This window comes from Pirellulimonas nuda, from assembly GCF_007750855.1.
Classification (GTDB): domain Bacteria; phylum Planctomycetota; class Planctomycetia; order Pirellulales; family Lacipirellulaceae; genus Pirellulimonas; species Pirellulimonas nuda.
The window spans coordinates 5,086,534-5,112,547 of the sequence record NZ_CP036291.1 but is presented as its reverse complement, the minus strand read 5'-3'; the positions used below and the strand labels follow the sequence as shown (position 1 = coordinate 5,112,547).

Genomic DNA, 26,014 nt, shown 5'->3' with positions numbered 1-26,014 from the left:
GGGGGCTACGCGGTCGCCGGTCGGCCCCGCCAGGCGGGCTGGGAACCGACGAGCCACGCCCCCAGGGCGAACCACTGCAGCGCCATCAACACGGCCACGCCCAGCGGGTGGAGCCAGGCCCCCAGCAGGTCTTGCCGGAACCGCCGGGCCGCGTGCAACCGGACCCCCAGCCCCAGCAACCACGCGGCGCCGAACAGGCCGGCCGCCGGCCAATCGCCCCACGCCAAAGCGGCCGCCATCCCCGGCAGCGGCAGCACCTGCCCCACCACCAGCAGGAGCGTGACCGGCACGATGGTCCGCGGCGCCGCGGCGCCCTCTACCGCGTTCTTGGCCAGCCCCTGCCATACGGCCCGGGCGCCGTCGTACATCCGGCACGTCGCCAGCGGAGACGCGTCGAACACGTCTGACCTGAGCCGCGCGCGTCGGTAGGCGCGGGGTAGCATCACCCCGTCGTGACGCGACGCGCGGATCGCGGCGTGGCCCCCCGAGGCGGCGTAGGCGTGGCGGTGCGTGACAAAAAACTGCCCGCAGCCGGCCGCCCAGCCCAGCCCATACGAACGCCGCATCTGCCGCAGCGACAGGTAGCCCAGCAGCACGAACGGGATCAACGGGATCAGCAACTTTTCAAGCAGCGTGCCGGTTTGCTGATGAGGGAACCCGCCGAACAAGTCGATCGCGCGGGCGCGCCGCTCGGCCGCCGCGCGGGCGAAGGCGTCTGGCGTGACGCGGACGTCGGCGTCGAGGAATACCCACTCATCGTGCGCCGCCTCTTGGGTGAGCCGCCAGCAGGCGTGCTGCTTGCCGTTCCAGCCGGCCGGCAGTTGGGGCGGCACGATCAAGCGGACACGGCGGTCGGCGCTGGCCATCTGTCGGACGATCGCGGCGGTCTGATCGGTGGAGTGGTCGTCCAGCACCACGGCCTCAAGATCGACGCCGGTTGACGCGAGCACCGCCAGCAGGCAGTCGCCGATGTTCGCCGCCTCGTCGCGCGCCGGGATCAGCACCGACAGGGCGATGGGCGGCGCCTGAGGGTCGATCGGCGGCGGAACCCGGAAGATCGGCGTGTTGCGGCAATAGAACCACGCAGGGATCAGCGCGAGCGCCAGCGAGCACCAGGCAAGAGCGGTCATCGGGAGAGCTTGGCTCCGTGGCTGGCGCGGTACGATCGGCCCGAAGCCGCCGCGGCGGTCCGGCGGACCCACTCGTAGACGCCGCCGACCCCTGCGCTGCCGCCGACCAGCACCTCGAACGCGGCGCCGTCTCGCGCCAGCGACTGCTCGGCCAGCAGCCGCTGGGTTTCACGCAGCCGGCCGTGGAGCAGCCCCGACCACGCCTCCTTGCTCAGGCCGGCGTACTCCGCGGCGAGCAGGGGCGTGCCGAACCGGCTGAGCGCCTCGGGCAGCTTCTCTTCCCAGAACGGGTACTCGGTCGCCAGCGGGAGCAGCGTCGCGTTGGGCAGGCTTGCCGCCAGGTGCGCCAGCCCGGGCCGCAACGGGGCGTCGTGGTCGCGCGGGTCGGTGAACCGGCCCTCGGGGGTGATCCAGAGGCTCGCCCCCGGGCGGGCCAGCACCCCCTGCGATGTCTTCAGGAAAGCCGCGGCGCCGCGCGGCGAGTCTTGTTCGACCCCAAAAAACCCCAGCCGCTCAAAGAACGGGTAGCGACGCAGCGCTTCGGCGTCGAACGGGGCGTAGATCGCTCGGTTCGGAAACACACGGTGCGCGATCAACAGCGCCACCAGCGGGTCCCACCAGCCGGCGTGGTTGCCGTACACGATCAGCGGACCGGCGGGGTCGCTGGGGATGCCGTCGCTGGCCAGACAGACCGAGTGCAGGTGCTTGCGGGCGAACCGGCGTACGTACCACCGGAACCAACCAACCAGCTGGGCCGAGCTCTGGGGCGCTTGTGGATTCATTTCCCTGAGCGAGCCGGGGGCGTGAGCCACCGGAGTTGCGTTGCGTTGTGCTTCTACTTGAGGGAGGCCTAGCCCGCCCCGCTCGCCACCGCACCCAGGTCCTGGTCCAACGAGTCGGCCGCGATCCAGCCGCTCATCAACACCATCGGCATCCCGGGCCCGGGGTGGGCCGCGCCCCCGGCGAGGTACAGGTTCTTCACGTCACGGCTGCGGTTGGCGGGCTTGAACGCCCCGAGGAACCGCCCGTGGCTCGCGAGCCCGTAGATGGCGCCGCGCGGCACGTGGTAACGGTCTTCGATGTCTTGCGGCGTGAGGGCGTGCTCGCTGACGATACGCTGCTCGATGTCCTCAAGCCCGGCGGTCCGCTTCAGCTTGTCGAGGATCACCTGGCGGTACGCGGGGAGCATCTTCGACCAATCTTGCCCGTCGCGTCGGTAGGGGGTGTGGACCAGGATGTAGAGCGCCTCGCCCCCCTCGGGCGCCACGGCCGCTTCGGTTGTCGCCGGTGCGGCCACGTAGCAGGTGGGGTCGGGGGCTGTCTCGCCGCGGCGGTAGATGGCCTCGAACTCTTCGTGCGGGTCGCGCGAGAAGATAAAGTTGTGGTGCAGCAGTTGGTCGTACCGCTGCGTCAGCCCTAAGTAGAGCACCACGCCGGAGCAGGCGGGCTCGTACTTGCGACGCTTGCGGAACTTCTTCCAGGTTGCGCCGCCGAGCAGCTCTTCGTGCGTCAGCACGCTGTCGCTGTTGGAGACCACCGCGTCGAGCGCCACGCGCTCGCCGCCCTCCAGCACCACCCCGGTCGCCTCGCCCCGCTCGACCGTGATCTTCGCAACCGGGGCGTTCAAGCGGAACTCGACCCCCAGCTCGCCGGCGAGCTTCTCGAGCGCCTCGGGCACGGCCCGCGTCCCCCCCATCGGGTACCAGATCCCCTCGCTGGTTTGCATGTGGGCGATGCCGCACAGCACCGCCGGCGAGGCGTCGGGCGACGAGCCGACGTACTGCGTGAAGTGGTCGATCATCTGCGCCACCCGCGCTTCGGGGACGTAAGACCGCACCGACGCCGCGACGGTCTTCCCCATCCGCAACTGCAGCAAATCGCTCAGCACCGCGGGGGTGAACGTCTGGCTGAAGTCGAGCGTGTCCATGATGCCGCCGACGCTCTTCCAGAAGAAGAAACGCTCGGAGATCTCGTGCAGCCGTTGCGAGGCGCCCAGGAACCGCTCGTAGCCGCTGGCCACCTTCGGTCCCGCAAACGCGTGCAGCCGCTGCTTCATCGCCTGGGTGTCTGCCACCAGGTCGAGCACGCTCTTGTCCTCGAAGAAGCAGCGCCACTGCGGGTCGAGCGCCACCAGGTCGAGGCGGTCTTCCATCCGCACACCCGCCTCGTCGAACACGCGGCGCAGCACCGAGGGGACCGTGAGGATGGTGGGCCCCATGTCGAACCGGAACCCGTCCGCGTGCAGCACCGCGGCCTTGCCGCCGAGCCAGCCGTTGCGCTCGAAGAGGGTGACGCGGTAGCCGCGCGCGGCCAGCGTGCAGGCCGCGGCGAGCCCCCCGAGCCCGGCGCCGATGACGCCTACGTGGGTCCCCGCTTGGGAATCGGCTGCTGGTGCGATCATGGTTCGTCCGTGCTAGATGGTTTCTCGCGGAGCGCCCCGGCCACGTCCCGCAGGCCGCGCCACCGCCCGGCCATTGTGCCGGCGTGGGAGTAGGTCAGGAAGCCCGCTAACAACTTGGCGAGGCCGGGCCGCGGCGGGTCGAGGTGCGGCAGCCACGCGCCGCGGCGGGCGACCACGGCCTTCAAGCGGGTCATCTCGAGCAGCCCCGCGCTGCCCCGGGTCACGCCGAAGCCGCTCTGGCCCCAGCCGCTGAACGGCACGCGTGGGTCGGCCGTGGGGGCGATGATGTCGTTGATCGTCACGCACCCGGCCGGCGCCTGCCGGGCCAGCCGCAACGCGTCGTGCTCGTCGCCGAAGATGCTCACCCCCAGACCGTAGGGGCAGCGGCGCGTCTCGGCCAGCAGCTCTTGTTCGCTGACGACCGGGGCGACGGTCATCACCGGGGCGAACAAGTCGCTGCGCTGCAACTCCACGGGGCCGCGATCGACGCGCAGCACGACCGGTGGGAACGCGCCCCGGCTGGGGTCGTAGCCGGTCTTGGGGGAGAGGAGCGTCGCCCCGGCGTCCAGCGCCTGGCCGATGAGCCGGTGGGCTTCGGCGCGGTTGGCCTCGGGGACGATGCAGGCCTCGGCGCCGGCAAGCTGCCGGAGCAGCTTGTCGCACAGGGCGTCTGCGTGACGTTCGTCTACGTAAACCCGCCGGGGGGCGATGCAGGTGGCGCCGGAGTTGAGCGTTAACCCGAACGCCAAGCAGCGGGCCGCGCGTTCCAGGTCGGCGCTGCCCAGCACCCACGCGGCGTCGCAGCCGCTGAGCTCCATCGTGGTCGGCGTGAGGGTCTCCGCGGCGCCGTGCAGCACCCTGCGGCCCGTCTTCACGCCGCCGGTGAGGACGATCTTGTCGACCCCCAGCTCGATCGCCTGTTGGGCGGACGACGGGTCGGCGTCGAGCAGTTGGACCACGCACGGGTGGACCCCGGCTTCCCGCAGCGACGCAACCAGACGCAGCGCCGGCGCCTCGCCCCCCGGGGGGGGCTTCACCAACACGGCGTTCCCCGCGGCGATCGCGTGAACGACCTGTACCCCCAGCAAGAACAGCGGGTAGTTGCCGGGGCCGATCAGCAGCACCACGCCCAGCGGCTCGCGACGGACGCGCACCGACACGCCCCGGCACCAGAAGGGCCGCCCGGCCGTCGAGAGCCGCTGCTCTCGCAGCAGCGCGGGGGCGACGCGCTGGGCGAAGCGGCAGGCGTCCAGCAGCGGGATGACCTCCGTAGCCAACCCCTCGGCGACGGTTCGCAGCCCGCCGGCCGCAAGTTCTTCTGCCCAGGGCATCGGGTCGGCCGCGATCAGTCTGCGTAGCCCGCGGAGCGTCGCCAGCCGCTTGGGCAGCGGAGTATCGGCCCAGGTGGTTTGGGCCGACCGCGCCGCCGCTAAGGCCGTGGCGACGTTGGGCGCGGCGATCGGGCGGACCGACGCCGCTGCCGCGCGGGAGCTGGTGTGCCGCGTCATCCGCCTGCGTCCTGGGGGGCCGCGACTTGGGGGGCGAGGGCGCCGGTAACGCCGGCCAGGATGTCGGCCACCTGCTGGCGGCTCAGCTTGGCGCCGGGGCCGGCGGTTTCCAGGCGGTCCAGCGCGGCGAGGGCCAGCTCCATCGGCAGGCGGGCGAACGCGATGCAGCCCGAGGGGGCGTCGGCGTCGGCCAGCAGGTCGACGTACCGCCGCGCCGAGGCCAGGTCGCGTCGGGCCAACGCAAAGAGGGCAGCCATCGGCACGCCGACGGGCAAGTAGCGACGCCCCTGATCGGCGTCGCAGTCGGCGTCCTTGAGGATGTTCACCAACTGCAGCCCCTCGCCGAACGCGGCCGCGCAGCCCGTCAGCGCGTCGCGGGCCGGCGACGGCGCCAGCCTCAGACAGAACAGCTCCGTGAGCATCTCGCCGACGATGCCGGCGACGAAGTAGCAGTACTCTTTCAGTTGGCCGATGTCCCGCAGCGCGAAGCCTCCGCTGGGCTGGGCCGCGCGGAGCGTGGCGGCCATGCCCGCTGCGCTGCGGCGGGCGTGCCGGCGGATGATCTCCCGCGGGGCGGGCTCAAGTTGGGCGACGGCGCCCAGCACGTCTCCCGTTTGCCGCAGCAGCCCGGCGTAGTCGGGGTTGGTGGTCGGGTGCAGGGCCGTCCAGTGGCGGGCGAACCGCTCGGCGTCGGCGGGGGATGGGTCTCGCAACAACGCTTGCAGCTCTTCCAGCCCGGCGATCCGCTGGTCGCGGTTGAGGCACTCGGCGTCTTCCAGCGTGTCGGCGATCCGGAACACCAGATACCCGAGCGTCACCTCCCGCCGCAGCGGCTCGGGGAGCAGCGGGATGGCCAGCGCAAAGGTGCGGCTGGTGGTTTCGAGGAGGTGTTCGAGTGATGCCATTTCAGAACCGCCAAGACGCCAAGAGCGCCAAGACGCGCCAAGGACGATATTCATACCTGTTTATTCACCGCTACCTTCTCTTGACTCTTGATCGATCCAGCGTTCGCGCATCAGTTAAGGCTCTCGACCGCTTCTGTCTTGGCGCGTCTTGGCGCTCTTGGTGTCTTGGCGGTTCGGTGCTTGTCCGGAGCCACTACGCCCAGGTCGGCCAGCAGCGAGTCGGTGGTGATACGGGCCGATGAGTAGATGGTCGGCAGGCCGCTGCCGGGGTGGGTGCCGCCGCCGACCAGGTAGACGCCGTCGAGGTCCTCAAACCGGTTGTGGGGACGCCAGTACAGCATCTGCCCCAGGTTGTGCGCCAGGTTGAACGTAGCGCCCCGGAAGATCCGACAGCCGTTCTGCCAGTCGGCGGGGGTGACGACGTGTTCGACCCGGATGCGTCCTGCGACGTTGTTGAGCCCGATCTTGGAGAGCTGGCGGATGGCGAGCGCGCGGAATCGGTCCCGCTCTTGCGTCCAATCGATGTTGGCGTGCATCTGCGACGTAGGGACCAGCATGTACAGCGTGCTGTCGCCGGGCGGGGCGAGGCTCTGGTCGGTGACCGAGGCGTTCTGCACATAGAACGAGGGGTCGGGGTCGAGCCGGTGCCGCGACTCGATGTTCAGCAGGTTCTCCCGGTAGCTCTTCGAAAGATAGATCGTGTGGTGCGGCAGCTCCGGTTGTTCGCCCTTGAGTCCCAGGTACAGCATGAACGTCGAGCACGAGTAGCGCTTCTGCTGGAGCTTGGCGTCGGTCCAGCGGCGCCGCAGCCCGTTGGGGACGAGCGAGTGCATCGCTTGGGCGAAGTCGGCGTTGATCACCAGGGCGTCACACGCGATCGGCCCGCTCGGCGTGGTCACCCCCACGGCCCGACGGCCGGCGAACTGGATGCTCTCTACCGGCTGATCGGTCAGCACCTCGCCCCCCAGATCGCGGACGATCTGCGCCATCCGCTCGCTCACCGCGCCGCAGCCACCCATCGGGTGGAACACGCCGTACTCGTACTCTAGGTAGGCCAGGATGGAGAACAGGCTGGGGCACTGGAACGGCGACATCCCCAGGTACTTGCCCTGGAACGTAAACGCCAGCCGCAGCCGCGGGTCTTTGAAGAACCGGCCTACCTCGTGATAAAGCGAGCGCCACGGCCGGAGCAGGTGGGCCGAACGCATCACCTCGGGCCGCAGCAGGTCCGCCATCTTGTAGAACGGCGACTCGAGGATCGGTTGGAAGTGGTCCAGCTTCTTGCGGTTCTCGGCGAGGAACGGCCGCAGCCCGCGCTCGTCGCCCGGGGCAAAGCGGGCGACCTCGGCCTCCATCCGATCAACGTTGGGGGTGGCGTCCAGCTGGCCCCCTTCGCCGAAGACCAGCCGGTACTGCGGGTCGAGGCGGGCCATCGGGCACTCCTCGAACAGGTCGTACCCGCATGTGGCGAAAATCTCTTGCAGGATCCGCGGGTAGAGAAAAAACGTGGGGCCGCGGTCGAAGCAGTACCCCTGGTCGTGCAGCGTCGAGGTCCGGCCGCCGACGTACGGCTGCGCCTCGACTACTGTGGTGCGTACCCCGGACTTGGCCAGCAGCATCGCTGCGGCGAGTCCCCCCGGTCCGGCGCCGACGATCACAACGTGTTGACTCAAGGAAGGCTCCGCCTTGGGGTGGATCGAAGTCGTTCGTAGCGCACGCCCATCGTAGGTCGGCAGGGCGGGTGCGTCGATCGCGGTTGCGGCCGGCGGGCAGCTCGGCTGGCCGATTGTAGGGGGCGGGGGCAGAGTGACCCCCCGGGGGGACGCAAAATTCTTGCTTCATCGCGGCGCAGCCTTGACGGCGCCCAAGCGGATCGCCGAAGCTTCTAACCTGCCGCTTGTGGCCCAGAACGTATTTTTTCAAAGTTGAGCACCCCCGCCGCATGGAACAGCCCGCCGAAACCCCGCTGCTCGAAGCCCGTGATTTGTGCAAAACCTACCCCAACGGCCACGTCACCGCGGTCGATGGCGTCTCGCTGTCGATCCCGGCGGGGGAGTACGCCTCGATCATGGGCCCCAGCGGCAGCGGCAAGAGCACGCTGCTGAACCTGCTGGGGGGCCTCGATAAGCCCACCACCGGCGAGGTCTACTTCCGCGGCAAGGCCTACTCCGCGTTCCCGTCGCTCGACAACCTGCGGGCCCAGCACATCGGCTTTATCTTCCAGTCGTTCCACCTGCTGCCGACGCTCACCTCGCTGGAGAACGTGCAGATCCCGATGTTCGAGACCTCACGCGGCCCCAGCGAACGGGAGAGCCGCGCCCGCGAGCTGCTGGAAGTAGTGAACATGAGCCACCGCGCGGACCAGCTCCCCGCACGGCTCAGCGTCGGCGAGCGGCAGCGGGTCGCCATCGCCCGCAGCCTGGCCAACGACCCAGAGCTGTTGCTGGCCGACGAGCCGACCGGCAACCTCGACAGCAAGAACGGCGAAGAGGTGCTGGAGCTGTTCGACATGCTTCACAAGGAGCGGGGCGTAACCCTGATCGTCATCACCCACGGCGACGAGGTGGGCCAGCGGGCCGAGCGCCGCCTCTACTACCGAGACGGCAAAGTCACCGGCGACCGCCACGATTGACGCGTCCGCGCCGCTGGGCGGAGCGGCGCCATCAAGGACGAAACAACTGCATGCCGCTACTGCACCGCATCCGCCGCTGCTTGCTGCTGATGGCGGGGCTGTTCGTGCTGGCGATCGTCGCCCGGCGTCAGATCACCGGCGACGGGTGGCTCGAGGCGGTCTACTTCTTCGTGATCACCGTCACCACGGTCGGCTACGGCGAACGCAGCGTGGTCGGGCCGGTCGAGCAGATCTACACGATCGCCCTGATCCTGTTCGGCACCACGCTGGTGGGGTACACCATCGGTCTGGTGTTGCAGGCCATGTTCGAGGGCCAGATCCGCCGCGCAATGGGGCTTCAACGCATGACCCGCGAAATCTCTCACATCGCCGACCACACCATCATCTGCGGCTTCGGCCGGATGGGGAAAACGCTGGTCGATGAGCTGAAGCGTCGCAACAAGCCGTTCGTGGTGGTCGACAGCGACCAGGAGTCGATCGTCGAGGCCTGCGACGAGGGGCTGCTGGCCGTGCACGGCGACGCCACCGACGAGGACACGCTGTTGGCCGCGGGGATCGAACGCGCCAAGACGCTGGTCGTGGCGCTGCGCAGCGACGCCGACAACGTGTTTCTCACGCTCACGGCGCGGAACCTGAGCCGCAGCCTGCGGATCATCGCCCGCGGGGAGCTGCTCAGCACCGAGAAGAAGCTGCTGCAGGCGGGCGCCGACCGTGTGATCCTGCCGGCCGTGATCGGCGCCCGGCGGATCGCTCAGATGGTCACCCGCCCGCACGCCGCGGACATGCTGGAACTGGTCACCGACAATCAGACGCTCGACGCGGAGCTGGAAGAACTGAGCATCGGCCCCGGCAGCCCGCTCACCGGCAAGAGCGTCCGCGAGGCGGGCACCCGGCAGCGGCACCGGGTGATGATCATCGCCATCCGCCGCAGCGACGGCCGGATGGTGTTCAACCCCGAGCCCGATGAGCTGTTCTGCCACGACGACACGGTGATCGTGATGGGCAAGCAGCCCGACGTGGTGGCGTTCCAAGAAGCGTACAAGCTGTAGGTCGGGGAAGCAGAGAAGACCCCCCAGGCGAGCCGTTGGCGTCAGCCAACGGAGCTTGTTTCGCGCAAAGCTTCCCGACGGTGCATCCCACTCTACTCCGGGGGCCGACGCACCCGGATCGCCTGTTCTGCTACCGGCGGGCCATCTGCTCTAGCAAGGCGAGCACCTCGCGGGCAACGTCGACGCCCGTGACCTGCACGAGCGCCCTCCAGCCCGGCACGGCGTTTACTTCCAACGCGTACAGCCGGCCGTCGACCCCCGGCAGCAGGTCGACCCCCGCCAGCGACGCCCCCACACAGGCCGCGGCCCGCCGGGCGAGCTGGGCCAGTTCGGGCGTCACCTCCAGCGGCCCGGCCGTGGCGCCGCGGCTGATGTTGGTCCGCCAGTCGGCCGGGTTCCGCCGCCGCATGCCCAGCACCCGCTCGCCCAGCACCAAGAGCCGCAGGTCCTCGCCGCGGTGCGGCACGAAGCGCTGCAGGTAGATCACCCCCCCTAGCTGCTGGAGCATCGAGAACGCGCGGCAGGCCAGGTCGGCGTCGGTGAGCCGGGTGACGCCGCGTCCCTCGCCGCCGAACACCGGCTTGAGCACGGCGTCGCGGCCCAATCGGTCGAAGGCCTCCATCGCCTGGTCGGCCGTCTGGCAGGCGTAGGTTTCTGGCGTGTCGAGGCCGGCCGCGGCCAGGCGGCAGGTGGCCAGGTACTTGTCTACGGCGCACTCGATGGCCCGCGGGGTGTTGAGCACCGCGATCCCTTCCTGCTCGAGCTGCCCCAGGGCGTCCATCCGGAACACCACCTGCTCAAGCGAGCCGGGGGGCATCGTGCGGACCAGCACGCCGTCGACGTCGTTCAAGCAGCAGCCCCCCGAGGCGACGCGCCGGCGCCCGTCGACGACGCCGCTGGTCAACGTAGAGAACGGCGCCGCGGTCAGCGTGTGCCGTCCCGCGGCTGCGCGTTGGAGGTCCGCAAAATACCAGCTATTGGGCGATCCGAGCACGACCAGTCGCATCAGTCGGCGTCCAATCCAAACGAGCGGGCGATCACCCGCGGGGCGTAGGCGCCGAAGCGGTGGACCCTGCCGGTGTCGAGGTTCGCCAGGGTCACCATCGCCGGGCTGAACAGCAGCTTGTCGACCTTGTAGAAGTCGTGGTCGTAGCCGGCGAACACCTCGGCGAAGGGCCTGCCGTGGTCGGGCGAAGAGCTGCTGGGAACGCGGGCGCCCACTTCGCGAAGCGAATCGTCGTCGCCTCGCACGAACAGCGTGGCGTGGCCGCCGTACAGGATGGCGTCGTTCGTGCGGCCGATGGCCGCCACGGCGTCCGCGGCCGGCGGCGGCAGCGGCGCGGCGCCGCAGGCCGATTCGATCCGGCTTACGTCGAAGCCGATCTCGTGCAGCTTGTGCAGCGCCGTCTCGACGCTCCGCGCCGCGATCTGCACGGTTCCGGCCAGGCTGGTCGTCGGCGCCGCCAGCAGCGTCAGCGCTTCTGGCTTGACGCTGCACTTGGCGGCGATCATCTCACAGACCGCCGGCGTCGGCAGGGCGTCCGCCTCGAGCACGCCGACCGCCCGCTCGGCCGATTCTCGCAGGCCGATCGCGTCGAACAGCTCCTCGCGGCCGTACGCGGCCCGCATCGGGCCGGAGCCCATGGCGAAGTAGTCGCCCTCTTGCACCTCCCAACCGGCGTACTGGCTCGCTAGGCAGGCGGCCACGGGGTGATCGGTCCGCACCCACACCCACGGGCCGTCAAACACGTGGGCGGGGCCGCCGGCGATGGAAACCTCGCCAAACCCCGCCAGGCAGACCTCCGCCATCGCCACGCCGGCCCCGATCCCACCGGGGGCCCTCACGCCGAGGTCCAGCACCCGAGCACCGCCAATCGTGTGAGGCTCCAGCCGCAGCTCACCGGCACGGGACCGCATCCGAGTGGCCAGCCGGGTGGCGCGTTGGTTGAGCTGCATTGTGTTGTCCGATCGTCGATGCGACGTTGATTTCGAAGCCGCCGATGGACGCGGATTCACGCCGATGAAGCCAGAGCATAAGGAGCGATCAAGGGCGATTTCACATTCTTCAGGGAGCCGGAAGCGTCAGCGCCCGGAGGATCAACAGCGCACGTCCTCCGGGCGCCGACGCTTCCGGCTCGTGCCGCGAAGTTGACTCGAACTAAGGGAGTTTTGATCGCGCTGTTGGGAGTGGCCGTTGAGACGCTTCGTATCTGCGTTCGTCCGCGGCTCCAATCCGTTACCGCTTCTTCTGCTTCTTGAGCTTCTTGAGCATCCGCTCGCGGTCCTTCTTGGCGCTGGCGCGCTCCTTGCCGCTGAGGCGTTTGCCGGTGCCCTGCTTCTGGCGGCGGAGCTGGCCGTCGGGGCTTTGCATCATCTGGCCCTGCAGCTCGCGGACCATCGCCATCCGCTCGCGCGGGTTCTTGCCCGCCATGCCGGTCATCATCTGCGCCATCGCGTCGAACTGCTTGACCAGCTCGTTGACCTCCGAGGGCTCGACCCCCGACCCTTCGGCGATCCGGCGTCGGCGGCTCTGGTCGATCAGCTTGGGCTTCTTGCGTTCGTCGGGGGTCATCGAGTCGATGATGCCGAACAGCCGACGCATGTCTTCTTCGGGGTCGGCGTCCCCCATCACGTCGAGCATCTTCCCCATGCCGGGGAGCATCCCCATGATCTTCCGCATCGGCCCCAGACGCTTCATCTGCCGCATGGCGGTCTTGAAGCTGTCGAAGGTGAACTCCCCCTTGGCGAGGTCGGACTCCAGCTTGGCGGACTCGTCTTGGTCGAACTCCCGCTGGGCCCGCTCCACCAGCGAGAGGATGTCTCCCTGCCCGAGGATGCGGCCCGCCATGCGGTCGGCGTGGAACTCTTCCAGGGCGTCCAGGTGCTCGCCGGTGCCCATGAACTTGATCGGCACCCCGGTCACCTGCTTGACCGACAGGGCCGCGCCGCCGCGGGCGTCGCCGTCCAGCTTGGTCATCACCACGCCGTCGAGCTCGAGCGCCTCGTTGAAGGCCTTGGCGCTGTTCACCGCGTCTTGGCCGGTCATGGCGTCGACGACCAGCAGCACCTGGTGGGGGTTGCACTTCTTGTCGATGCGGGTGAGCTGGCCCATCAGCTCGTCGTCGATGTGCAGCCGGCCCGCGGTGTCGAGGATCACCACGTCGGCGCCCAGCTTCTTGGCCTGCTGCACCGCGGCATTGCAGACCGCGACGGGGTCTTTCTGGGCGCGGTCGCTGTAGACGGGGATCTCGAGCTGCTCGCCCAGCACGTGCAGCTGGTCGATGGCGGCCGGGCGTTGCAGGTCGGCCGCCACCAGCAGCGGCCGCCTGCCGGCCAGCTTGAGCATCCGCCCCAGCTTGCCGCAGGTGGTGGTCTTCCCGGAGCCCTGCAGGCCGCACATCATCAGGACGGAGACTTCGTCCTTGCCGCGGAGGTGGAGCGAGTTGTCGACCGGCCCCATCAGGGCGATCAGCTCCTCGTGGACGACCCCCACGACCTGCTGGCCGGGGTTGAGCGACTTGAGCACCTTCTCGCCGACAGCGACCTCGGTGACGTTCTTCATGAACGTCTGAACCACCTCGTAGCTCACGTCGGCTTCCAGCAGCGACCGCTCGACCATTTTCAGGCCGTCGCGCATGTTCGACTCGGAGAGCTTCCCTTGGCCTCGGAGGGTCTTGAAGGCCGAGGAGAGTCCGTCTTGAAGCGATTCAAACATCGAGCGGCGCCCCCAGGCGGGGGCGGTAGTGTTGGGTGCGTGGCAAACTTGGAGTGTAGAGCAGGGCTCGGGCGCCCGGCAATCGCCCCCCGAACCGTGGACCGGGGGCCGCCGAGCCCCCCAAACAGCCAAAATAACCGGCCCAACCGCACGTTTGTTTGCGTTGCCCGGAGCCTCGAATTACCATCGGGTAGGTGGCCCAAGGTAGGCCCCGCGGACCGTTTTATCTCTGTCGAGGATTCCCTATGCGTACGTTGCGATCACCCAACTGGTCCGTGCGCTGCCTGACTTTGCTGCTGGTGACCGCTCTGGCGACGACTTGCTCGGCCCAGTTTGGCGGCGGTGGCGGCCTCGGCGGCGGTGGTGGCGGCGGCGGCCTCGGCGGCGGAGGCGGCGGCCTCGGTGGCGGGGGTGGCGGCCTCGGCGGCGGCGGCGGCACCGGCGCCACCGGCGGCGGCTCGGGTGTGATTGTCGACGTCGACGGCGTGCTCCGCCGCGTTGTGGTCAATGACCCCACCGGCCAGCTGGCGCGACAACGCGTTCAGCAAGCCCTGTCGCGTCTCGAGGGAGACCTCGCCAAGCCGAGCGCCATGCGCAAGGTTTCGCTAACCCGCCTCGAGAAGGCGGTAGCGGCCAAGATCGACGCCGCCAGCGGCCCGGACAACGCGATGAAGCACCTGGCCGGCCTCACCCGCATCGATTACGTCTTTTGCTACCCAGAAACCGGCGACATCGTGATCGCCGGCCCCGCCGAGCCGTGGGGCGAGTCGCCCGACGGCCGGATGCGCGGCGTTGAGACGGGCCGTCCGGTGATCGAGCTGCAAGACCTAGCCGTAGCGCTGCGGGCGTTCCCCGCCGAAGGCCGCGGCAACAACCCGACCATCTACTGCTCGATCGACCCCACCCCGGAGGGGCTGGCCCGCATGCAGGGCTTCCTGCGTCAGTTCGGCCGCCAGGCGGTGCCGGGAGACACCCAGTTCATTGTTCACCAACTACAAGAGAGCCTCGGGCCGCAGGTGATTAGCATCGGCGGCGTGTCGCCCCGGACGCACTTTGCCCAGGTGATTGTTGAGGCGGACTACCGGATGAAGCTGATCGGCATCGGGCTCGAGCAGCCCCCGGTGCGGATGGTGAGCTACGTTGAGAAGGCCAACCCCGCCGCCGTTGCCCGCAACGCGATGCAGCGGTGGTACTTCGTGCCGGACTACGAGTGTGTCCGCGCCAGCGGAGACGGCCTGGCCTGCGAGCTGGTGGGCGAAGGCGTAAAGCTGATCGGCGAGGACGAGCTTGTGCAGCAGGACGGCACGCGGCGCGCCGTTGGCTCCTCCAACCGCGCCAGCCAGACCTTTGTCGACGGTTTCACCAAGCTCTATCCGAAGCTGGCCGAGCGGGCCCCGATCTGGGCGCAGCTCCGCAACTGCATCGACCTGGCCGTGACCGCGGCGCTGATCCAGAAGAACGACTACTACGCCAAGACGGGCTGGAACGGCGGCGTGCTGGCCGAGGAGTCGGCCTACAAGGTAGAAACCTACAACGCCCCGCAGCAGGTGGCCTCCGCCGTCAACAGCATCTGGAAGGGCCGCACGCTGATGACCCCCATCGGCGGCGGCGTGCAAATCGACGCGGCCCAGGCGCTGAACAAGGAGAACCTGCTGTCGGACGAAGACGGCGCGGTGTACGCCAAACGCGAGACGCTGGGCGCCCCCCCCGCCGAAGGCTGGTGGTGGGACTGAGTTCTACGCAAGCCAGGCGAGCCGTTGGAGTAGTTGACTTCGTCGTACGCGCTCCGGGTGCAGACGCACCCGGCTCGCCAGCCTAGGGCGCGTCGACCACCACCACGCGTAGGTCGCACACGTTGGTGTGGGTTGGGCCCGTCTTGAGCAGGCCCCCGACGCGTTCCAGCAGCGGGTAGGCGTCGTTCCGGCGGAGCGCGTCGGCCGTCTCCCAATCGGTGAGCCGGCCGGCGATCTCGGCGTTGAGCATCCCCCCCGCTGCGTCGGTGGGGCCGTCTTCGCCGTCGGTTCCCCCCGACACCAGGGCGATCCCGTCGCAGCCCCCCAGCCGCTGCGCGGCGGCCAGCACAAGCTGCTGGTTCCGGCCGCCGCGGCCCCGCTCTGCCGCAGGCGCTAGCCGGACGGTCGGCTCGCCCCCAGAGATCAAGCAGTTGGGGTCTCCCGCGCTCCGCATGCCCAGCGCCGCGTCGGCTAGCCCCGTGCCGACCCCTTCGGCCGCGCCCTCGCTCGCCGTCGCCGCGATCATCGCGTGGTTGTAGCCGAGCCGTTCGGCCTCGACCCCGGCGGCGTCGACGGCGGCCGCGTTATTGGCGACGACCACGTGGTGCAACCGGCAGCCAATCGTCGCCGCCGGCTCGGGGTTTTGCGCGCGGGCGCTCAGCCAAGCGACGATCGGGGCGGCTGCCGGCGCCCTGTCGAGCTCTAGCGACCGGAGCACCTCAATCGCATCCCGTGGAGACTGGTTGTTGGGCGCCGTCGGCCCCGAAGCGATCGACGCGATCGGGTCGCCCAACACGTCGGAGACGATCAGCGTGACCAGCGTCCCTGCGCGGCAAGCACGGGCCAGGCCCCCTCTTTTGATCACGCTGAGCTGCGACCGGACGGTGTTGATCTGCTCGATCGCGGCGCCCGAGGCGCTTAGCAAGCGGGTGAGCGTGATCTTCTGCTCCAGCGTCACCCCATCGGCCGGCGCCGGCAGCAACGCAGAGCCTCCCCCCGACAGCAGGCAGATGCAAAGATCGTTGGGCCCCAGCGATCCCGCCAGTTGCAGCATCCTGCGGGCCGCGGCGGCGCCCTCGGGACGCGGCTCGTTCACCCCGGGCGGGCGGCCAGAAACTAGCTCGATAGCCCGCGTCGGCCCCAAGCAGTCGGCGGGGACCGAAACCACCCCCGCCACGCGCCGCTCACGCAGCAACGCTTCGCCTAGCGCTGCCTCCAGGCCGCGCACCATGCCGGAGCCCCCCTTCCCGGCCCCGACGACGGCGATGCGTCCGCCGGGCAGCATGGGGACCTCGACGTCGTCGAACCACAGCGCGTGCCGGTCTCGGACGATCAGCTCCGGCAGCAGCCGCTCGGGGCGGACCCCTTCGACCCCGGCACGCCAGATGCGCAACGCGTCGTCCAGCAGTTGGCCCCCGCTGCGTGGCATGGAGGGTGTCTCCCCTTTGTGGGGCAAGGGCCTTCGTGGGGCAGGGGAGTCGTGGGGCAGCGGAGTCGTGGGTCAGGGGAGTCGTGGGTCAGGGCTTGTCGCAGGCGCGTTCTTCGGCCTCGAGCGCCCGGATCTTTTCGATGCGACGCAGGTGCCGGCCCCCTTCAAACTCGGTGTCGAGCCACAGCTCTACCATCCGCTCCACCACGCGTGGGCTGAGCAGGTCGGCCGACAGGCACAAGACGTTCAGGTCGTTGTGGCGGCGGCTGATCTCGGCGGTCACCTCGTCGTTGCAGGGGGCGGCGCGGACGCCGTCAAACTTGTTGGCGGCGATCGCCATGCCGATGCCGGTGCCGCAGATCAGCACGCCGCGGTCGAGCTGCCCGGAGCTGACCTTGCGGGCGACAATGGCGGCAAAGTCGGGGTAGTCGACGCTCTCGGAGCCGTCGACCCCGGCGTCTTCGACCTCGTGCCCCCGCGCATGCAGGACCTCGATCACTTTTTCGCGCAGGTGGGTTCCGCGGTGGTCGCTCGCGACGCCGACTCGCATGGCGGTAGTTCCAAAGGGTGGTGCTTGGATTGAGTAGAACGGCTCGCCTGCCGGAAGAAAAGGACTAGCTGCCGGGCGCGGCGGCTAGGATGGCTTTCGAGTGGGCCGACAGGCCGGCCGCGATCTGGTCGGCGCACCTGCGGTAAACGTCTAGCGGGGCGCCGATCGGGTCGGCGACGTCGCCCCCGCCGTCGAGCAGCGTGTGGGTCCGCGCCGCGGCCGCGGGCCAACCCTCCACGATAGCCGCCCGGTGACCGCGGGTCATGGTGATGATGCGATCCGCGTGCCGAACCATCCGTTCATTGAGCGTTTGCGACCCGTGTGCCGAGAGGTCGAGGCCGCGGTCCTTCATGAGATCGACCGCTTCTGGGCTGGCGGGGGACCCCGCGGCGGCGTGGATGCCGGCCGACATGACCACCAACCCGCGGGACTCTAACTGATCAATCTGGCAGCCCAGCGACTCGGCCAACTGCTGCTTGAGCAGCGCCTCGGCCATGGGGCTGCGGCACGTGTTGCCGGTGCAGACCAGCACGACCGCCACACGGGCGAGCTGGTCGATGGTGTCGGCCGCGACGACCCCTTCCCGCAGCACCTGGTAATTCTGCCGCTGGACACGGACGACGGTCGACGCCTGGCCGTAGTGAGCCGGCCCGTCGTCGAGCACCAGGTCGATCGCGTCGCCCATCGCCTCGGCCAGGTTTCTCGCGTTCAAGCCGCCGGCGCCCTCGTCCGCGGCGCCGCCGGCCTTGGGGCCCGCCTGGGCGCCCGGGTTGGAAACGACGCTGGCGACGGCGATGGGGCCGGCCATCATCCGCAGCACGTCGAGCAGCACGTTGTTGGCGGGAACGCGCAGGCTGAGCGAGTCGTCCGGCACGATCAGCTTCTGCGAGTCTGCGGGCAGTTGCCCCACGAGCCCCTGTTGGCGGTCTGCGTCCAGCACCTGCGTGACGGGCCCGGGCCAGCAGCGCCGCGCCAGCCGCTCGGCGAGCGGCCCGGCGTTGGGGGCGTAATCGTTTAGCTCGCTGGCGTCCTTGATCGCCAGCGTCAGGGGCGCCCCGTCGCCGGTGGATCGCCCGCTCACCTTGGCCAGGCGCTCGACCGCCTCAGGCACGCAGGCGCTCACGGCCAAGTGGTAGACCGTATCGGTCGGCACGCCGACCACCTTTCCCTCCGCCAGCGCCTGCACCGTCCGGTGCACGACATCGCGCAAGTCGTCCGCCTTGGCGACGTCGATTACCATGGGACGCATACGCGGTTACCTGGGGAAACGAAGCCAAACATCATAGCCACTGCCGCGGACCACGGTCAACGGGCGACGCGCCTGCTTGCACGCCGGTAAGTGCTTTGCTTACAACCGGTTAGTGCCACTCAACCCGCCCAAACCGGCCCCGCGACCGATGCTCACCCGCCGCTGCTTCTTGGCTAGCTCGTGCGGCGCCCTCCTGGCGGGCGCAGCGGGGTGCGGCGACGACCCCGGCGGGCTTGCGCGGCTCGACGTGGTGTGGGGGCGCCGCGGCCTAGCCGACGGGCGGTTCCAAAAGCCGCGCGCGATGGCCATCGACCAGGCCGATCGGCTCTACATCGTCGATTTTACGGCCCGGATCCAGGTGTTCGACGCCGACGGCAAGTTCCTCCACCTCTGGCGGACCCCCGAGTGGCGCCACGGCCGGCCCACCGGGCTGACCGTCGCCGGCGACGACCGGCTGTTGGTGGCCGACACCCACTACTACCGCGTCCTGCCCTACACGCTTGCGGGCCGGCTGCTGGAGGATCAGGTGCTAGGCGGCGTAAACGGCAACGCGCCGGGCGAGTTCGGGTTCGTCACCGACGCCGTGTACGATTCCAAGGGCTGCCTGTACGTCTCCGAGTACGGCCAGTTCGACCGGATCCAAAAGTTCGCCCCCGACGGCTCGTTCCTCTTACAATGGGGCACGCACGGCTCGGCGCCCGGGCAGTTCGTGCGGCCGCAGAACCTGCTGTTCGACGCCCAAGACCGGTTGTGGGTCTGCGACGCCTGCAACCACCGCATCCAGGCGTTCAGCACCGAGGGGGAGCTGCTGCTGTTCTGGGGCAACGAGGGCTCATCGCCGGGGCAGCTCTATTATCCTTACGACATCGCGATGGACACACGCGGAGACCTGCTGGTGGTAGAGTACGGCAACCACCGCGTGCAGAAGTTCAACCAGCAGGGCCAATCGATGGGGACCTGGGGCCGCCTGGGCGCCGCCCCGGGTGAGCTCCGCGACCCCTGGTCGCTGGTGCTCGACAGCCGCGGACGCCTCAACGTGCTCGATACCGGCAACAACCGTGTTCAGCGCGTGTTGTTGTAGATGATAGAGGTTAGATGATAGAGGTTAGATGATAGAGGTTAGATGATAGAGGGTAGAAGATAGATGGTAGATGTCTTGATACTTGGCTGCACGCAGGGGTACGGGGTCGTCCGTTCCCTATCATCTAACCTCTATCCTCTATCATCTCATGCTTGACTACGGCCTCGCACTCGACGCTTCGCCCGCCATGCAGGGGTTGCTGCTGGCGGCGCTGGTCGGGTTTGTTGGCGTCGTGGTTTGGCTCGCGCGGCAGAGCTATTCTGGGCTGGGAACCTGGCGCGGCGGCCTGGCGGTGCTGCTGCGGTGCCTGGTGGGGCTGCTGATCCTGCTGGCGCTGGCCGACACCCAGCTCCGCAAGAAGAGCGACCGGCTCACGGTGATCTACCTGCTCGACCAGTCGCTCAGCATCCCCGAAGAGCAGCGGGCCGCCATGGTGGCCTTCGTGAACGCCTCGATCCGCGAGCAACGCAAACCAGAAAAAGAAGACCGCGCAGGGGTGATCGTGTTCGGCCGCGACGCCGAGGTCGAGCTCCCCCCGGTCGACTTCAACTACGAGCTCACCGGCGTCGAGAGCGAGCTGGACCGCCGGCACACGAACCTCGCCGGCGCCATGCAGCGGGCGATGAGCCTGTTCCCGGGCGACGCCGCCCGCCGTGTGGTGATCGTCACCGACGGCAATGAGAACGTCGGCAGCGCGCTGCGCGAGGCCCGCGCCATGGCCGACGCCGGCGTGAGCATCGACGTGCTGCCGGTGCCGCTAGAGCGGCACAGCGAGATCACCGTCGACAAGGTCGCCCTGCCGGCCGACGTCCGCCGCGGCCAGCCGTTCGAGCTTCGCGTGGTGGTCGACAACGACTCCGAACCGGGCTCGTCGCCGGTCGCGGGCACGCTGAAGATCGTCCGCAAGGCGGGGGACCGCGAGACCACCCTCTCCGATCAGCCGGTCGAGCTGGCGCCCGGAAAGAACGTCTACACCATCCGCGAGACGATCGAGCAGTCCGACTTCTACACCTACGAGGGGCGGTTCACCCCCGGCGATCGCTCCAGCGACGGGTCGTTGCAGAACAACGTGGCCACCGCCTTTACCCACGTCCGCGGCCGGGGCCAGGTGCTGCTGATCGAAGACTGGGAGAACCCGGGGGAGTTCGACTACCTGGTAGAGCGGCTGCGGAGCGAGGGGCTCGAGATCACCGTCCAGCGGAGCGACCGGCTGTTCGCCACGCTGGCGGAGCTGCAGCGGTACGACTCGGTGATCCTAGCGAACGTGCCGCGGTCGGGGGGCTTCGGCGGCGCGGGGCCGATCAACACCGAGAGCATCACGGCGTTCTCGGACGCCCAGATCGAGATGCTGGTCCGCAACACCGAGGAGTTCGGCTGCGGGCTGGTGATGCTGGGGGGCGACCGCAGCTTCGGCGCCGGCGGGTGGACCGACACCGCGATTGAAAAGGCGATGCCGGTCGACTTCCGTATCAAGAGCGCCAAGGTCACGCCGGTCGGCGCGTTGGCGATGATCATGCACGCCAGCGAGATCGCCAAAGGCAACTACTGGCAGAAGGTGATCGCCGCCGAGGCGGTCAAGGCGCTCGGCCCCAAGGACTACGCCGGGCTGCTGCAATGGAACGGCACCGACACCTGGCTGTGGGCCAACACCCAAGGGGGGATGGTGCAGGTGGGCGCCGAACGCTCGCGGATGCTGCGGCTGATCGACCGGCTGACGGTGGGCGACATGCCCGACTTCGACCCCGGCATGCAAAAAACGGTCGGCGCCTTCGCCAAGTTGACCAACCCCACGCCGTCGATCAAGCACTGCATCATCATCAGCGACGGCGACCCCGCGCCCCCGTCGGGCAACACGGTCCAGGCCTTCATCAAGCAGGGGGTGAAGATCACCACCGTCGAAGTCGGCGGCCACGGCACGGCCGGCAGGCAGGGGTTCGGCAACACGATGCAGGACCTGGCCAACAAGACCGGCGGCAAGTACTACGTGGTCCGCAACGCCAACGCGTTGCCACGGATCTACCAGCAAGAAGCCCGCCGCGTCGCCCAGCCGCTCGTCAAAGAACTGTCCCCCCCGGTGGTCCCGCTATTGGTGGGGCGCAGCGAGATGATCGCGGGCGTCAGCGAGCCCTACCCGCCGATTTCCGGCTTCGTGATGACGACCGTCAAAGAGAGCTCGCTGGTCGACGTGCTGCTCCGCTCGCCGGTCCCCCCGAGCCCAGACAACAGCGTGCTGCTGGCGTCGTGGACGTTCGGCGTGGGCAAGAGCGTCGCCTTCACCACCGACGCCGGCAAGCGCTGGGCGAACCAGTGGACCGGCTGGGACGACTACGACCGCTTCTTTAGCCAGATGGTCCGCTGGTCGATGCGCCCCACCGGCGACACGGGCAACTTCGCCGTGGCCACCGAGACGGTCGACGGCAAGACCCGCGTCGTGATCGACGCCGTGGGGAAAGACGACGAGTTCATCAACGTCCAGGCGATGACCGGCGCCGCGGTGGGGCCCGACCTCAAGTCGATCCCGCTGGTGATCGAACAAGTGGCGCCGGGCCGATACGTGGGGGCGTTCGACTCCCCCGACCCCGGCAGCTACATGCTGATGATCAGCCCCGGCGCCGGCCAGGCGATGATCCGCACCGGCGTGAACGTGGGCTACAGCGACGAGTTCCGCGCCCGCGAAGCCAACACCCCGCTCTTGGAAGCGATGGCCGCGCTGCCGCCCACCGGCGCCGAGCCCGGCAAGGTGATCGGCGCCGAGGCGAACGCCCAGCTCACCGGCGCCGAGAAGCTGGCCCCCGGGCTGCTGGAGGTGAACGCCTACCGCCGCACGATGAAGCCCGCGGTGGCGGGGCAAGACATCTGGCCCCTGCTGGTGCTGGCCGCCAGCCTGCTGTTCATGGGCGACGTGTTCGTGCGCCGCGTGCAGGTGAGCACGGCGTGGCTGGGCCCGCTCCGCCAGAAGTTCGCCGAGCGCGTGCTGGGCCGCCCGGCAGACGCCCCGGCGCCCGCCACCGTGTCGAGGCTGCAGAGCCGCAAACGAGAACTCCGCGAAGGCGAAGCGAGCCGCCGCTTCGAGCTAGACGAGGCGCCGCAGCCCACCGGCTCGCCGCTGGCGGACCTGGAGCGAGGCGTCAAGCCCCGAGTCGCCCCCACGCCCACACGCAAGAGCGAGCCGACAGAAACCAAGCAAGAAGAGAGCTACATGGACCGCCTGAAGAAAGCGAAGCGCGACGCCCGAAACGAGTGAGCCCTTTATACGAATAGGACACGGATGATCGCGGATGAAGCGGATCAATGAAGGATCGGGTTGACACACGGTCTGCGTTTATCCGCGCTAGTCCGCGTCCCATTCTTCCCCCCACGTTTACTAACACCTAAGACCTAACTCCTAGTTCTATGAGCATCGGTTCCTCCATCGAAGAACGCGCGGCCCAGTTCGCCGAGCGCTACAAGGCCGTCTTTGCCGAGCTGAGCAAAGTGATCGTCGGCCACGGCGAGATCGTCCACGGCGTGCTGACCAGCCTGTTTGTCGGCGGACACGTGCTGCTCGAGGGGGTCCCCGGGCTGGGCAAGACGCTGCTGGTGCGCACGCTGGCGCAGACGCTCGACCTCGACTTCTCGCGCATCCAGTTCACCCCCGACCTGATGCCGGCCGACATCCTGGGCACCAACCTGATCGTCGAAGACCCCGACGGCCGGCGGCGGTTCGAGTTCCAGAAGGGGCCGATCTTCACCCAGATCTGCCTGGCGGACGAGGTGAACCGCGCCACCCCCAAGACGCAGTCGGCCATGCTGGAGACGATGCAGGAGAAGTCGGTCTCGATCGCCGGCCAGGTCTTCCAGATGAAACCGCCGTTCTTCGTGATGGCCACCCAGAACCCGATCGAGCAAGAAGGAACCTACCCGCTCCCCGAGGCGCAGCTCGACCGCTTCTTGTTCAAGCTGGTGGTCGGCTATTCCAGCCGGGAAGACCTGAACACCATTCTCGAACGCACCACTCGGGGCATCGTCGTCGAGCCGCAGAAGGTGATGGACGGCGGCGAGATCGTCGAGTGGCAGAAGCTGGTCCGCGAGGTGATCCTGGCGCCCCACGTGCAGGACTACGTCACCCGGCTCACGCTCGCCACCCATCCCGAGGGCCCCTTCGCGGCGCCGGCGACCAACCAGTACCTCCGCTGGGGCGCCAGCCCCCGCGGCGCCCAGAGCGTGGCGCTAGCCGCAAAAGTGCGGGCGCTGTTGGGTGGTCGGTACAACGTGAGCTTCGAAGACTGCCGCCGCGTCTACCTGCCCTCGATGCGGCACCGCGTGATCCTCAACTTCGAGGCCGAGGCCGAGGGGGTGAACCCGGACACGGTGCTGACGGAGATATTGAAGCACGTGCCGGAGAAGGTGGAAGAGAAGACGGCTTGATTAGACGACAGGAAAATTGGAGACGGCGACGGGTGGGGGGTAGAATTGTGAAAGATCTGATGGAAAGGCCGCCGAGCCAGCCTTCAATCCAGGAGTGAGCGATGGTCGAAACGACAATTTGTTTGGATGACAAGTTGATGGAGGAGGCACAGCGTCTAGCCGCGGAGACCGGCCGATCGCTCGATGCGCTGCTTGATAACGTGTTGCGCGACGCCGTCCAACGCAGTAAGCAGGCTGAACAAGAAACGGTCAAGCCTTTCCCTACGTTCAAGCTGGGCCAACCCCCCGCAGGCTTGGATATGAACAATAACGAGGCCGTGCGAGACTTCTTAGACGCCGAAGAGCCGGGTAAGTACTGATGCTATTGATGGATGTCAACGTGCTTATCAACGCGACCAACGAATCGGCGCCCGACCACCTAGAGTTTGCATCATGGCTTTCTGCGGTAATGAATTCGGCCGAGCCGTATGCTGTGTCGGAGTTCGTCTTGAGCTCCGTAGTCCGCCTCATGACCAATGGGAGGCTTTTCCCAACGTCCGGAACTACTGACGCGGCGTTAAGTTTTGTCACGAGTGTCCGGAGCCGACCGAACTGCGAACTAGTCCAGCCCGGCCCGCGTCACTGGGGAATCTTCACAGACCTCTGCCGAAAGACCGCGGCCCGCGGCAACACCGTCCCAGACGCCTACCTTGCCGCGCTGGCCATCGAGCACGACTGCGAGTGGATCACCGCCGACCGCGGCTTCGGCCGGTTCCCGGGGCTGCGGTGGAGGCATCCGCTGGATGGGTGACGGAAGGGAGAGGTGGAGATGACAGGAGAGGTGGAGATAGTCTTGGCTGCCGCTATGGATCGCTCCGTTGCAGGGTGTGACCGTCGGTTCCCCGAATCCAAGAAATCACGATGGACGACGAGAACCCGTATGTCTCTCCGCAGACTGCCTGCCCGCAAGTTGAAAAACCATGGTTCGGCAAACCATGGTTCGGCAAACCATGGTTCGGAAAAGGCTTGTTTGAGATTCGACTGGGAGATTTCATCGTCATTGTTCTGATAATCTCGGTCATTGTTGCTCTCTTTCTTCCTCCTGTGGTGGCAGGAGGCTAGCGATTGTTGGTGTGCCTCGCGCCGCCCACAAACCCATCCCCACATCCCCCGTCATCTCCACCTCCCCCTTCCTGAATCCGTCCCCCCCCATGCCCGTAACCACCTCCAACCTCCTCCCCCCCGAGCTTATGGCCCAGCTCCAGCGGCTCGAGCTGGTCACGCGCAAGGTGTTCCGCGGGAGGATGAAGGGGGAGCGGCGTTCCAAGCGTAAGGGGCAGTCGGTTGAGTTCGCCGACTTCCGCAACTACGTGCCCGGGGACGACCTGCGGCGGCTCGACTGGAACCTGTACGCGCGGCTCGACAAGCTGATCCTCAAGCTGTTCCTGGAAGAAGAAGACCTGCACTTCTTCACGCTGATCGACGACTCGCTCAGCATGGGCTTCGGCGACCCCAGCAAGCTGGAGTACGCCAAGCAGCTCGCCGCGGCGCTGGGGTTTGTCGGGCTGGTGCGGAGCGACCGCGTGGTGATCGAGCGGATCGGGCAGTCGCTCCGCGAGCGCGGCCCGGTGCTGCGGGGCCGCAAGAGCGTGTGGCGGATGCTGGAGTGGCTCGACGGCGTCCAGCCCGCCGACGACGCGCCGACGCTGGCCGAAGGGGTGCGGCGGTTCTGCCTGCGCAACTCGGGGCAGGGGGTGGTGGTGCTGATCAGCGACCTGATGGACAAGGAGGGCTACGAGGCGGCCATCCGCTACTTGGTCGCGCGGCGGGTCGACGTTTACGTGATCCAGGTCCTTAGCCGCGAAGAGATCGACCCCGACATCCAGGGAGACCTGCGGCTGGTGGACTGCGAAGACGGCGACTTCGCCGAGGTAACCGCCAGCGCCCCGCTGCTGAAGCGCTACAAGCAAACCCTCGATGCGTTCACGTCCGGAGCCCAACAGTTCTGCGCCAAGCGCGGCGTTGCGTACCTGTTGGCGGACAACCAAACCCCAGTGGCGGACCTGATGTCGGGCTACATGCGTTCAAGAGGACTCGTAAGATGACTAGCGCCCCCAATAGCTGCCGACCTACGGTCGGCGCGGACCGAAAAGCCCGCTGGCGCGGCCCGCCGCGCCGACCGTAGGTCGGCAGCTACTGGGTTCCCGCTGCTGCCGCGCCGCCCATCCTAATTGCCAATTCCTAAC

22 protein-coding genes are annotated in these 26,014 nt (G+C 68.3%); 10 read left to right on the top strand and 12 right to left on the bottom strand.

Features of this window, described 5'->3' with window-relative positions; genetic code table 11:
* Window positions 1–5: 5 nt before the first annotated feature.
* The 6 genes from Pla175_RS19850 to crtI all read right to left on the bottom strand — a co-directional run bounded on the left by Pla175_RS19850 (window position 6) and on the right by crtI (window position 7,617).
* Window positions 6–1,130: a glycosyltransferase family 2 protein gene (locus tag Pla175_RS19850; protein ID WP_145289482.1), complete on the bottom strand. Its 1,125-nt coding sequence runs from the start codon at window positions 1,128–1,130 to the stop codon at window positions 6–8.
* The gene (locus Pla175_RS19845) at window positions 1,127–1,912 is read right to left on the bottom strand and encodes a lysophospholipid acyltransferase family protein (protein ID WP_145289479.1); all 786 of its coding nucleotides are present in this window, start codon (window positions 1,910–1,912) and stop codon (window positions 1,127–1,129) included. The genes Pla175_RS19850 and Pla175_RS19845 overlap by 4 nt, the downstream gene beginning before the upstream one ends.
* Before the next feature lie 68 nt (window positions 1,913–1,980).
* The gene (locus Pla175_RS19840) at window positions 1,981–3,531 is read right to left on the bottom strand and encodes a phytoene desaturase family protein (protein WP_145289476.1); all 1,551 of its coding nucleotides are present in this window, start codon (window positions 3,529–3,531) and stop codon (window positions 1,981–1,983) included.
* On the bottom strand, window positions 3,528–5,039 hold the full coding sequence (locus tag Pla175_RS19835) for an aldehyde dehydrogenase family protein (protein WP_145289472.1): 1,512 nt from the start codon (window positions 5,037–5,039) through the stop codon (window positions 3,528–3,530). The genes Pla175_RS19840 and Pla175_RS19835 overlap by 4 nt, the downstream gene beginning before the upstream one ends.
* Complete coding sequence (locus Pla175_RS19830; RefSeq protein WP_197527010.1) at window positions 5,036–5,944, bottom strand: squalene/phytoene synthase family protein; 909 nt, start codon at window positions 5,942–5,944, stop codon at window positions 5,036–5,038. The genes Pla175_RS19835 and Pla175_RS19830 overlap by 4 nt, the downstream gene beginning before the upstream one ends.
* Before the next feature lie 110 nt (window positions 5,945–6,054).
* Window positions 6,055–7,617 carry a phytoene desaturase family protein gene (gene crtI / locus Pla175_RS19825; RefSeq protein WP_197527009.1) on the bottom strand — a complete coding sequence of 521 codons (1,563 nt, stop codon included), beginning with the start codon at window positions 7,615–7,617 and terminating at the stop codon, window positions 6,055–6,057.
* A 269-nt stretch (window positions 7,618–7,886) separates the two neighbouring features.
* Between crtI and Pla175_RS19820 the strand changes: the two genes are divergently transcribed.
* Both Pla175_RS19820 and Pla175_RS19815 read left to right on the top strand, forming a co-directional pair.
* A complete protein-coding gene (locus Pla175_RS19820; RefSeq protein WP_145289466.1) occupies window positions 7,887–8,576 on the top strand; it encodes an ABC transporter ATP-binding protein in 690 nt (229 codons plus the stop codon).
* A gap of 50 nt (window positions 8,577–8,626) precedes the next feature.
* Window positions 8,627–9,625, top strand: a complete 999-nt coding sequence (locus Pla175_RS19815) for a potassium channel family protein (protein ID WP_145289462.1) — start codon at window positions 8,627–8,629, stop codon at window positions 9,623–9,625.
* A gap of 130 nt (window positions 9,626–9,755) precedes the next feature.
* Here Pla175_RS19815 and Pla175_RS19810 read toward each other — a convergent pair whose 3' ends face one another.
* The 3 genes from Pla175_RS19810 to ffh form a co-directional block, all read right to left on the bottom strand.
* Complete coding sequence (locus tag Pla175_RS19810; protein WP_145289458.1) at window positions 9,756–10,631, bottom strand: ATP-grasp domain-containing protein; 876 nt, start codon at window positions 10,629–10,631, stop codon at window positions 9,756–9,758.
* Window positions 10,631–11,581: a methenyltetrahydromethanopterin cyclohydrolase gene (gene mch / locus Pla175_RS19805; protein ID WP_145289454.1), complete on the bottom strand. Its 951-nt coding sequence runs from the start codon at window positions 11,579–11,581 to the stop codon at window positions 10,631–10,633. Before mch ends, Pla175_RS19810 begins: the two co-directional genes overlap by 1 nt.
* Before the next feature lie 280 nt (window positions 11,582–11,861).
* Entirely contained in the window at window positions 11,862–13,340 is a 1,479-nt protein-coding gene (ffh, locus tag Pla175_RS19800) for a signal recognition particle protein (protein WP_145289450.1), read from the bottom strand.
* Window positions 13,341–13,585: 245 nt separating this feature from the next.
* On the opposite strand from ffh, the gene Pla175_RS19795 reads away from it, so the two are divergent.
* On the top strand, window positions 13,586–15,073 hold the full coding sequence (locus tag Pla175_RS19795; RefSeq protein WP_145289448.1) for a DUF1598 domain-containing protein: 1,488 nt from the start codon (window positions 13,586–13,588) through the stop codon (window positions 15,071–15,073).
* An 82-nt stretch (window positions 15,074–15,155) separates the two neighbouring features.
* Here the strand turns inward: Pla175_RS19795 and Pla175_RS19790 are convergent, their stop codons facing one another.
* The 3 genes from Pla175_RS19790 to Pla175_RS19780 form a co-directional block, all read right to left on the bottom strand.
* Entirely contained in the window at window positions 15,156–16,502 is a 1,347-nt protein-coding gene (locus tag Pla175_RS19790; RefSeq protein ID WP_145289445.1) for a glycerate kinase type-2 family protein, read from the bottom strand.
* A gap of 88 nt (window positions 16,503–16,590) precedes the next feature.
* Window positions 16,591–17,052 carry a ribose 5-phosphate isomerase B gene (gene rpiB, locus Pla175_RS19785; protein WP_145289442.1) on the bottom strand — a complete coding sequence of 154 codons (462 nt, stop codon included), beginning with the start codon at window positions 17,050–17,052 and terminating at the stop codon, window positions 16,591–16,593.
* 64 nt (window positions 17,053–17,116) lie between these two features.
* Window positions 17,117–18,301 (bottom strand): Sua5/YciO/YrdC/YwlC family protein, encoded by a 1,185-nt coding sequence (locus Pla175_RS19780; RefSeq protein ID WP_145289439.1) that lies wholly within the window; start codon window positions 18,299–18,301, stop codon window positions 17,117–17,119.
* A gap of 148 nt (window positions 18,302–18,449) precedes the next feature.
* Between Pla175_RS19780 and Pla175_RS19775 the strand changes: the two genes are divergently transcribed.
* The 7 genes from Pla175_RS19775 to Pla175_RS19745 all read left to right on the top strand — a co-directional run bounded on the left by Pla175_RS19775 (window position 18,450) and on the right by Pla175_RS19745 (window position 25,873).
* Window positions 18,450–19,382, top strand: a complete 933-nt coding sequence (locus Pla175_RS19775) for an NHL repeat-containing protein (protein ID WP_145289435.1) — start codon at window positions 18,450–18,452, stop codon at window positions 19,380–19,382.
* 148 nt (window positions 19,383–19,530) lie between these two features.
* Window positions 19,531–22,626 (top strand): VWA domain-containing protein, encoded by a 3,096-nt coding sequence (locus Pla175_RS19770; protein WP_145289432.1) that lies wholly within the window; start codon window positions 19,531–19,533, stop codon window positions 22,624–22,626.
* Window positions 22,627–22,775: 149 nt separating this feature from the next.
* Window positions 22,776–23,789, top strand: a complete 1,014-nt coding sequence (locus Pla175_RS19765) for an AAA family ATPase (protein WP_145289429.1) — start codon at window positions 22,776–22,778, stop codon at window positions 23,787–23,789.
* 101 nt (window positions 23,790–23,890) lie between these two features.
* Window positions 23,891–24,148, top strand: coding sequence for a hypothetical protein (locus Pla175_RS19760; protein WP_145289426.1), 258 nt, complete (start codon window positions 23,891–23,893; stop codon window positions 24,146–24,148).
* The gene (locus Pla175_RS19755) at window positions 24,148–24,579 is read left to right on the top strand and encodes a type II toxin-antitoxin system VapC family toxin (protein ID WP_145289422.1); all 432 of its coding nucleotides are present in this window, start codon (window positions 24,148–24,150) and stop codon (window positions 24,577–24,579) included. Before Pla175_RS19760 ends, Pla175_RS19755 begins: the two co-directional genes overlap by 1 nt.
* A 110-nt stretch (window positions 24,580–24,689) precedes the next feature.
* Entirely contained in the window at window positions 24,690–24,890 is a 201-nt protein-coding gene (locus tag Pla175_RS19750) for a hypothetical protein (protein WP_145289418.1), read from the top strand.
* 89 nt (window positions 24,891–24,979) lie between these two features.
* Entirely contained in the window at window positions 24,980–25,873 is an 894-nt protein-coding gene (locus tag Pla175_RS19745) for a DUF58 domain-containing protein (protein WP_145289413.1), read from the top strand.
* The last annotated feature ends 141 nt before the right edge of the window (window positions 25,874–26,014 follow it).